Genomic DNA, 9,526 nt, shown 5'->3' with positions numbered 1-9,526 from the left:
CGCCAGCCTCATGCTCGGTCAAAATGCCGATGATCTGTTCTTCCGAAAATCTTGATCGCTTCATTGTCCGTCCCTTCGTTGGGTCGGACTCTAGTTCCAAGTGGAGGAAAAATCCCGTGGCAGGTCACGAGCGTCACTTCGCCCTTTCAAACGTCCAACTCCTCCACAAACCGCGCATTCTCCGAGATATACTGGAACCGCAGTTCCGGCTTCTTCCCCATCAGACGCTCCACGAGGTCGCTGGTCTGGCCCGGTTCGTCCTCGTCTATTGTGACGCGGATGAGCTTGCGGGTGGCCGGGTCCATCGTCGTTTCCTTCAAATCCTTGGCGTCCATCTCGCCCAGACCCTTGAAGCGCGAGACGTCGATCTTGCCCTTGCCGCCGAGACCCTTTTCCAGCCAGGCATCGCGCTCGGCCTCGTCGAGGCAGTAGACCCGTTTCGCCCCCTGCGTCAGCCGGTAGAGCGGCGGGCAGGCAAGGTAGAGATGCCCCGCGTCGATCATCGGACGCATCTGGGTAAAGAAGAAGGTCATGAGAAGCGAGGCGATATGCGCACCATCCACGTCGGCGTCGGTCATGATGATGATCTTGTCATAGCGCAGGTCGTCGAGGTTGAATTTCGTACCGAGCCCAGCGCCGAGCGCCTGCGTCAGGTCGTTGATCTCCTGATTGCTGCCGAGTTTCGAGCTTGCTGCGCCCAGCACGTTCAATATCTTTCCCCTGAGCGGCAGGAGCGCCTGTGTCTTGCGGTCGCGCCCCATCTTGGCCGAGCCGCCCGCGCTGTCGCCCTCGACGATGAACAGTTCCGTGCCGTCGCGTGCATTCGATGTGCAATCCACGAGCTTGCCAGGCAGGCGCAGCTTCTTGGTCGCCGTCTTGCGTGCGGTCTCCTTCTCCTGTCGCCGCCGCAGCCGTTCCTCGGCGCGCAGCACGAGGAAATCGAGGATCGCGCCCGCGGACTTCGTATCAGCCGCCAGCCAGTTGTCGAAATGGTCGCGCACCGCGCCCTCGATCATGCGCTGCGCATCGACCGTGGCCAGCCGGTCCTTGGTCTGGCCGACGAATTCCGGCTCGCGGATGAAGCACGAGACCAGCGCGCAGCCCCCCGAGACCAGGTCCTCGCGGGTGATCTGCGCGGCCTTGCGGTTGTTCGCGAGTTCCCCGTAGGCCTTGATCCCCTTGAGGATCGCGGCCCAGAATCCGGCCTCATGGGTGCCGCCCTCGGGTGTGGGGACGGTGTTGCAATAGGATTGGATGAAGCCGTCGCGCGCCGGCGTCCAGTTGATTGCCCATTCCACCTTGCCCGGCACGCCATACTTGTCGGCGAACTCCACCGTCCCGGCAAACGGGCGCTCGGCATAGGTGGTGGCGCCGGCCAACGTCTCGCCAAGGTAATCGGCGAGTCCGCCGGGGAATTTGAACGTCGCCTCCTGCGGCGTCTCGCCATCGGCGATGGCGGTCTTCCACCGGATTTCCACGCCCGAGAAGAGATACGCCTTGGAGCGTGCCATCTTGAAGAGCCGGGCGGGCTTCAGGCTGAGCGAGCCGAAAATCTCGGGGTCCGGGTGAAAGGTGACCGAAGTACCGCGCCGGTTGGGCGCTGCGCCCACCTTTTCCAGCGGTCCCTGCGGCAGCCCGCGCGAAAACTCCATGCGGTAAAGCTCGCGGTTGCGGGCGACTTCGACGCTGAGGTGATCCGACAGCGCATTGACCACCGAGGAGCCGACGCCATGCAGCCCGCCCGAGGTCTGGTAGCTGTCGCCCGAAAACTTGCCGCCCGCGTTCAGCGTGCAGAAGATGATTTCCAGCGCGGTCTTGCTCGGATCCTTGGGATGCGGATCAATCGGGATGCCGCGCCCGTTGTCGCGCACGCTGACATGGCCGTTCTCGTGCAGTTCCACCTCGATCCAGGTGGCGTGCCCCGCCACCGCCTCGTCCATCGAGTTGTCGACGATCTCGGCCACCATGTGATGCAGCGCGCGATCGTCCTTGCCGCCGATATACATGCCCGGGCGCAGGCGGACATGCTCCATGTCCTCCAGAACCTGGATGGAAGAGGCGTCATAATCGGATTTCGGGGTGGGCGAGAGAAGATCGTTCATGCCGCTGCTCTTTGTTTTATGGGTTGGGCGGCAGTATGGCAGAGCGCGCGGGGCGGGGGAAGTGGCCGTGGAGGGCGCCACAAGGAACCGACCCGTGGTTCACCACGGGCCGTTGGCGCAACGCTTCGCCGCGGTTTTCCGCGCCCAGCCCATCAGCGGCGTGCTCAACACGTGGTCCGAACTCAACACCCGCCATTCGCATTTCCGCGAGCGCGTCAACGATGTGAAGCGCGGCGCGGCGCAAGGGCCAACTCACCTGCACCCTGCACATGGATGTCGGCGATACCGACGCGGCGGGCGTAGCGGTATCGGCCAGGCCATCGCGCGGCTCCTGAGCAAGCCAATGCCGTGTGGTCAACGGCCTGCATCGCCGTTACGTTTCTGCCATGGCACGGCTTCTCATTGTCTATCACTCGCGCACTGGTGGCAGCCAGCAAATGGCAGAGGCGGCCTTTGACGCGGCCCGTGACGAGACGGAGACATCGCTCAAACCAGCCGACCAGGCCGGACCGGATGATCTTCTGGCTGCCGATGGCTATCTCTTTTGCGCCCCGGAAAACCTGGCCGCTCTCTCCGGCGTGATGAAGGACTTCTTCGATCGCTGCTATTACCCGGTTCTGGGCCGGATCGAGGGGCGCGCCTATGCCCAGATGGTCTGCGCCGGGTCGGACGGGGAAAACGCCGCCCGCCAGACGGCACGCATCGCGCAGGGCTGGCGGCTACGCCCGGTTCAGGACCCACTGATCATCTGCACGCACGCCCAGACCCCCGAGGAAATCCTTGCCCCCAAGACCATCCCGGACGAAGAGCTCGCACAATGCCGCGATATCGGTCAGGCGCTGGCCGCCGGCCTGGCAATGGGGATGTTCTGAGCTGGGAAGGCGTTGACTGGAGGCGCTGATCACCCCTGGAAATCATCTCTGCTGTTTCTCGACAAAATGGGATCAGGCAGGGGGCGGTTGAATCGGCACGTCCTTGAAACCATGTAACTGTCAGATGTGAGCCAAATCTGAAAAACACTTCTTTGACAGAGGAGGAATTTTGACCACCAAAATCGTTGCTGAAAACCTGTCGAAGGTCTTTGGAGACGATCCCGGTCAAGCGCTCGACCTGGTCCGAGACGGCAAGACGAAAGACGAGATTCTTTCCGAGACCGGCCAGACCATCGGTGTTCAATCCGTCAACTTCTCCGTGGAGGAGGGAGAGGTCTTTGTCGTCATGGGCTTGTCCGGTTCGGGCAAGTCCACGTTGGTAAGGATGCTGAACAAACTCATCGACTCCAGCGACGGCACGATCCGCATCGACGACACCGATCTGCACAACGCAGATGCCCAGACGCTCCGCAAGGTGAGGCTTGAGAAGGTATCGATGGTGTTCCAGCACTTTGCCCTTTTCCCCCACAAGACCGTCCGGGAAAACGTGGAATACGGCCTCAAGATCGCTGGCGCGCCTGCCGGGGAACGTCGCGACAGGGCGCTCGCCGCCCTCGACAAAGTCGGGCTCTCGGCCTGGGCGGATCGACGGCCCTCGGCACTTTCGGGCGGCATGCAGCAGCGCGTGGGGCTGGCGCGCGGCCTGGCCGTCGATCCGGAGATCCTGCTCATGGACGAGCCTTTTTCCGCGCTCGATCCGCTCATCCGCCGCGACATGCAGAACGAACTGCTCGAATTGCAGCGCGAGTTAAAGAAGACCATTGTCTTCATCACCCACGACCTCGACGAGGCGCTGACCCTCGGTGACCGCATCGCCATCATGAAGGAAGGTCGCTTCGTGCAGGTGGGCACTGCGGAAGAGATTGTCGGCAATCCCGCTGATGACTATGTGGCGGCCTTCACACAGGATATTGACCGGGCAAAGGTCTTTTCCGCGCGACGCGTGATGGAGACGCCCGAACCGCTGGAAATCGGTTCGCATGACCTTGCCACCGCGCGTCGCCGTCTCGACGAGCTGAGGCGCGACAGCCTGCCGGTTCTGGAGGGCGACACGCTCGCAGGTGCGGTCACCCGTCAAAGCATCGCGGAGGCGGAACAGCGCGGCGAGACAGCGCTCGAGAACGCGCTGCACCGCAACGTTCCAACCGCGGAACCAGATACAAGGCTGAATACGCTTTATGCCGCCTGTAGTTCCGGCATGCCGGTTGCCATCACCGATACCGATGGCAACCTCGTCGGCGTGGTGCGGCCAGAAGCTGTGTTCAATCTTCTTGCGAATGAAACAACCGGGTCGCAGGGCGGAGATGCGCCCGCGGAGGAGACCTCCGCGCAAGACGCGCCCGCGCTTTCGGCCTGACCGGAGGCAAACACATGTGGCAACCATCCGATCTATTCAATCTCCCGCTGGATGCCTGGGTCGAAACCGCCATCAAGGGCTGGCTGGTTCCCAATTTCCGTGGGTTCTTCCAGGCAGTGCAGGCGCCCATTAGCTTCGTGCTCGAGTGGCTGGACGCAACGTTGCAGGCGATCCCGATGGTGGCCTTCACCATCGCGCTGGCGCTCGTGGCATGGGCGGTCGCGAGCCGCGGCCTTGCGGTGTTCACCCTTGTCAGCCTCGTGGTGGTCGATCTCATCGGCGTCTGGACACAGACGATGACAACCTTGGCGATGATCCTCACCGCCGTGCTTTTCTGCGCCATCGTCGGCGTACCGCTCGGCATTGCCGCCGCGCGCAGCGACCGGTTCGAGAAGGGCCTGCGCCCCGTGCTCGACATCATGCAGACGATTCCACCCTTCGTGTACCTGGTGCCGATCGTGATGCTGTTCGGGGTCGGGATGACGCCCGGCATCATCGCCACCATCATCTTTGCCCTGCCGCCGATCATCCGCCTGACCAATCTCGGTATCCGCTCGGTGCCCGAAGACCTGATCGAGGCGGCATACTCGTTCGGCTCTTCGCCACGGCAGGTGCTGTGGGAGGTGCAGTTGCCACTGGCGTTGCGCACGATCATGGCCGGGCTCAACCAGACGCTGATGCTGGCACTTTCGATGGCGGTGATCGCGGCGCTCATCGGCGCCGGCGGTCTTGGTCTGACCGTCTATACCGGGCTGGGCCGGCTCGACGTTGGTGCCGCGACCGAAGGCGGGCTGGGCATCGTGCTGCTTGCCATGATCCTCGACCGGATCACGCAGGCGCTCGGGTCCGAGAATACGACAAGAACACCGGGATTGCTGGAGACGCTGAAATCGTTCTTCAGCAAGAGGGCACCGGCAACCTCACCCACGTGAGCAAATCGGCGTGCCCTAAGTAAAAAAACCGTCTCACGACCACACGCTGCCGGACTGGTCGCGAGACGTGCCAGCCGGGGCGCCGGACACAGGGCCTCGGACGGCCAATACCGAGAGAAGGAGGACTTTCATCATGTTTGACAAGAAGGCGATCCTGAAAACCACAACTGGCGCGGCGCTGACCGCGATGATGGCGCTGCCGCACACCGCCATGGCCGCAAGCCATGAGATGCCCGGCGAGGGCATCACCATCGACATGGCGCGCGCAAGCTGGGACACCGGCTGGTGGCAGGCCGAGGTCTACAGCCAGATGCTCCAGGAGCTGGGATACGAGGTTTCCCGCATCACCACGCTGGACAATCCGCCGTTTTACCAGACCGTCGCGCAGAGCGGCGATGTGGACCTGTGGGTGAACGGCTGGTTCCCGCTGCACAATTCCTATGAGGACGCGTTCAGCGGCGGTGCCGAAAAAGTGGGGTACGTCGCCAAGGGCGGCGCGCTTCAGGGCTATCTGATCGACAAGAAGACGGCTGAAGAGCACGACATCACGTATGTCTCGGACCTGACCAAGGACGAGGTTCAACAGCTCTTCGACGCCAATGGCGACGGCAAGGCCGACCTCGTCGCATGCCCGCCGGGCTGGGGCTGCGAAAAGGTGATTTCGCACCATTTCGAGGCTTACGACTGGGACGATGACTTCAACGCGATCAAGGCGGGCTACTCTGCCTCGATGGCCGATGCACTGGGCCGTTACCAAAACGATCAACCGATTTTCTTCTACACCTGGACGCCGAACTGGACCGTGGGTGAACTGACGCCGGGCAAAGACGTCGTCTGGCTGCAGATGAAGGAAACCAAGCTGCCCGAAAGCCAGGCCAATCTCGCCGACGAGACGACCGTGGCCAAACTCGAAGGCTGCCGGGGCGAAGCGCCCTGTGATCTCGGCTGGCCGGCAAACGACATCCGGCCCGTGGCCAACTCCGAGTTTCTCGACAACAACCCGGCCGCCGAGACGCTGCTGAAGGAGGCGCGTATTCCGATCGAGGACATCTTCGAGCAGAACGCGAAGATGAACAAAGGCGCCGACAGCCCGGAAGACCTCGAACAGCAGGCTTCGGCTTGGATCGAGGAAAACCGCGACACGGTCGATGGCTGGCTGAAAGCCGCACGCCAAGCCGCGCAGATGTAAGCCGGTCGCGCCGTTGACGTAAGTCACACGCCAAGCGCGACACGCAATCCCCCTGCCCGTGCGCCACCAAAGGCGCGCGGGCAGGCTTCGAATCAATGTAGTCGGCTATGCGTCGGACCGTTTCACCGCGTTGCCGCGCAAAAACGGGGCGTCCGCACACGGACCATTAATGTGCCGGTCGTGTTCGCGAAAAGCGTCCGGGCGCTCACAGCCGGATCGCCGAAATGAGCCGCCCGTAATCTGCCTCGCCCGCGTGGGTGGCGCGGCGGTAGGAGTAGAAGCGATCCGGGTCGGCGTAGGTGCAATGGCGGGTCCATTCCGCGTGCCCTGCCCCGGCCCGGCGCAAGCGCCAGAGCCCGTAGCCCGGCAGGTCGAAGAGATAGCGGTCGCCCGCGCCATTGGCGAAGAACCGTGCGCTCTCGGGATCGTCGGCCATGAAATCCTCGAGCAGGTCCGGGCCGACCTCGTAATTGCGCTGGCTGATCGATGGGCCGATGACCGCGGCGATGCGGCCCCGCTCCGCGCCCAGCGCCTCCATCGCGTCGAGGGTCGCCTCCAGCACGCCGTCGCGCGCCCCCCGCCAGCCCGCATGGGCGGCCCCGATCACGCCTGCCTCGGCGTCGGCGAACAGCACGGGCTGGCAATCGGCGGTCAGGACGGCAAGCGCGAGGCCGGGGGTGGCGGTGACGATGGCATCGGCGCGCGGGCGCAGGCCGAGCGGGGCAGCGACGCTCACAACGTCGGCGGAATGCACCTGGTGAACGGTCACGAGATGGTCCTGCGGGACCTGCATGGCGTCGGCCACGCGGGTGCGGTTGATGGTGACGATCTCGCTTTGGTCCGACGAGCCGGGGCCACAGTTGAGGCCCGAGAATATCCCCGAGGACGCCCCGCCCCGCCGGGTAAAGAACCCGTGATGCAGGGGGGCGAGTGCGTCGGCGGTGATGATTTCCAGTGTCATGGGTCCAGTCCGGGTGGCGGCGCCGCGCCGGGCGGCATGAGGCTCAGCACCTTGAAGAGCGTCCCCATTTCATCCGCGCCGGTCAAGCGGCGAAATGCGGCCATGTGGCTGTCGAGCGCCCCGCCCGAAAGCCCCTGTGCCAGCGCCTCGGCCCGCGCGCCGATGCCGAGGCGCGCGAGGAACGTGCCCTGCGGGCAGAGGCGAGAGTACGCGGCGGGGGTGGCGGCAAGCGCCAGCGCCTCGAAATCCACATGCGCGGTAAGATCGGCCATGCCGGGGGCGGCGAGAGGATCGGTGTGCGCATGGCCCGCCACCGCCTGAAACGTGTCGCCCAGCGCATGCCAGTCGCCGTAATCCACGATCAGCGCCGCGCCGCCCCTGTCCGCGATCCGCGTGCCGATCTCCGCGGCGATGACGGTGCCGGGCGCGCAGGTCTCGACAATATCGCCCTCGGACGTGTCCCCGAGGCGATGATCGAGTTCCGGGCGCGGAGCCTCGGGCCCGATGCCGAGCGAAAGGCCGTCTCCCTCCAGCCCGACCACCCTCTCGCGCCAGCCGGTGCCGGACCGCTGAAACTGCCGGATCGGCAGGGCGTCGAAGAATTCGTTGGCGACGAGATAGAGGGGCATGTCCGGCAGATCCTCAACCCTGTCGCACCAGGCCACATCGCCACGCCCGAGGGTCGCCGCCTGCGCCGTGCGCAGGACAGGCGAGGTCTCGACAAGGTGGAGGCGCAGCGCATCGTGAAAGCCGGGCACGGCCCGGGTGGCGCGCAGCAGGTCCGCCATCAGCGTGCCGCGACCGGGGCCAAGCTCTGCCAGCACGAAGGGGGCGGGCGCGCCCTGGTCCAGCCAGCATTGCGCGAGGCAGAGACCCACCAACTCGCCGAACATCTGGCTGATTTCCGGCGCGGTGACGAAATCACCCCCCGCACCGAACGGATCGCGACTGGCGTAATAGCCGTGCTCGGGATGCATCAGGCAGGCGGCCATGTAATCGCCGAGGCTCATCGGCCCGGTGGCCGCGATCTGCGTGGCAAGCTGCGCGGCAAGCGGCGTCATGTTGGTCGTGTCCGCCCGCGACGCCGCGCCCAAAGCACCATGCCGATGCCGAAGGCGACCATCGGAAGTGACAACGCCTGCCCCATCGTCAGCCCGTAGCCATCCACGTGAAAGGCCAGCCCCAGCGGATTGCCGGGCGAGACGAATTGCGCGTCCGGCTGGCGCACGAACTCGACGAGAAAGCGCGCGGCCCCGTAGCCCGCAAAGAACACGCCCGTGAGCGTGCCGGGCAGGCGCAGCGCAGCCCGGCGCCAGCCCAACCACAGCAGCACCGCCCCGAGGATCAGCCCCTCGAGCGCCGCCTCGTAAAGTTGCGAGGGGTGGCGCGCACAAAGCCCCACGACGCCCGCGCAATCCTGCGCCGCCGCACCGGGGAAGATCACGCCCCAGGGCAGGTCGGTGGCCCGCCCCCACAACTCGGCATTGATGAAATTCGCGATCCGGCCCAGCAGGAGGCCCACCGGTGTCACCATGCACAGCGCATCCGCCACCGACACCCAGTTGATACCACGCGAGCGCGAGAACAGCACCACCGCGAGAACGACACCCAAAAGCCCGCCGTGAAACGCCATGCCCCCCTGCCAGACCTGCAATATCTGGGCAGGATTCGCGAGGTAATACCCCGGCTGATAGAACAGCACGTATCCAAGCCGCCCGCCCAGGATCACGCCCAGGATCACCCAGGTGAGCAGGTCCTCTACATCCTTTGGCTCCATCGGCGCGCAGTCACCGGGCCACAGCACCGGTCGGCGCGTCGATGCCACCACGATCCGCCAGCCGATGACGATGCCCGCGATATAGGCCAGCGCATACCAGCGCAGTGCAAATTCCATGCCGAAGAGCGTGATCGACACGATCTCGGGGCTGATCTCGGGGAATGGTATCGCGGCCTGCATATGCGTCTCTGTGCCTCTCGCACGCGGGGAAAGTCAACCTTGTGATCGGGGGTATGGGAGCCATATACACGGGGGAGTGAAAACGCCGGAGGCAAG

The 9,526-nt window shown here is 64.6% G+C and carries 8 protein-coding genes; 4 read left to right on the top strand and 4 right to left on the bottom strand.

The window, feature by feature from the left end:
• Positions 1–146: 146 nt before the first annotated feature.
• Positions 147–2,102 (bottom strand): DNA topoisomerase IV subunit B, encoded by a 1,956-nt coding sequence (gene parE, locus C6W92_RS15190; protein ID WP_104017974.1) that lies wholly within the window; start codon positions 2,100–2,102, stop codon positions 147–149.
• Positions 2,103–2,488: 386 nt separating this feature from the next.
• On the opposite strand from parE, the gene C6W92_RS15180 reads away from it, so the two are divergent.
• The 4 genes from C6W92_RS15180 to proX all read left to right on the top strand — a co-directional run bounded on the left by C6W92_RS15180 (position 2,489) and on the right by proX (position 6,512).
• A complete protein-coding gene (locus C6W92_RS15180) occupies positions 2,489–2,974 on the top strand; it encodes an NAD(P)H-dependent oxidoreductase (protein WP_129434656.1) in 486 nt (161 codons plus the stop codon).
• Between the two features lie 169 nt (positions 2,975–3,143).
• A complete protein-coding gene (locus tag C6W92_RS15175; protein WP_129434654.1) occupies positions 3,144–4,391 on the top strand; it encodes a glycine betaine/L-proline ABC transporter ATP-binding protein in 1,248 nt (415 codons plus the stop codon).
• 14 nt (positions 4,392–4,405) lie between these two features.
• Positions 4,406–5,323, top strand: coding sequence for a proline/glycine betaine ABC transporter permease (locus C6W92_RS15170; RefSeq protein ID WP_129434651.1), 918 nt, complete (start codon positions 4,406–4,408; stop codon positions 5,321–5,323).
• A 133-nt stretch (positions 5,324–5,456) separates the two neighbouring features.
• Positions 5,457–6,512, top strand: a complete 1,056-nt coding sequence (gene proX, locus C6W92_RS15165; RefSeq protein ID WP_129434649.1) for a glycine betaine/L-proline ABC transporter substrate-binding protein ProX — start codon at positions 5,457–5,459, stop codon at positions 6,510–6,512.
• Positions 6,513–6,717: 205 nt separating this feature from the next.
• On the opposite strand, the gene pgeF is transcribed toward proX, so the two are convergent.
• The 3 genes from pgeF to lgt are packed head-to-tail and all read right to left on the bottom strand — an operon-like array spanning position 6,718 to position 9,430.
• A complete protein-coding gene (pgeF, locus tag C6W92_RS15160; RefSeq protein WP_129434647.1) occupies positions 6,718–7,473 on the bottom strand; it encodes a peptidoglycan editing factor PgeF in 756 nt (251 codons plus the stop codon).
• A complete protein-coding gene (locus C6W92_RS15155) occupies positions 7,470–8,534 on the bottom strand; it encodes an SAM-dependent methyltransferase (RefSeq protein ID WP_129434645.1) in 1,065 nt (354 codons plus the stop codon). Before C6W92_RS15155 ends, pgeF begins: the two co-directional genes overlap by 4 nt.
• Positions 8,531–9,430, bottom strand: coding sequence for a prolipoprotein diacylglyceryl transferase (gene lgt / locus C6W92_RS15150; RefSeq protein ID WP_129434643.1), 900 nt, complete (start codon positions 9,428–9,430; stop codon positions 8,531–8,533). Before lgt ends, C6W92_RS15155 begins: the two co-directional genes overlap by 4 nt.
• Between the last annotated feature and the right edge of the window lie 96 nt (positions 9,431–9,526).

The sequence above is a fragment of the Roseovarius sp. A46 genome, assembly GCF_004126395.1.
GTDB classification, from domain to species: Bacteria; Pseudomonadota; Alphaproteobacteria; order Rhodobacterales; family Rhodobacteraceae; genus Roseovarius; species Roseovarius nitratireducens.
This window is presented reverse-complemented; position numbering and strand designations above follow the sequence as displayed.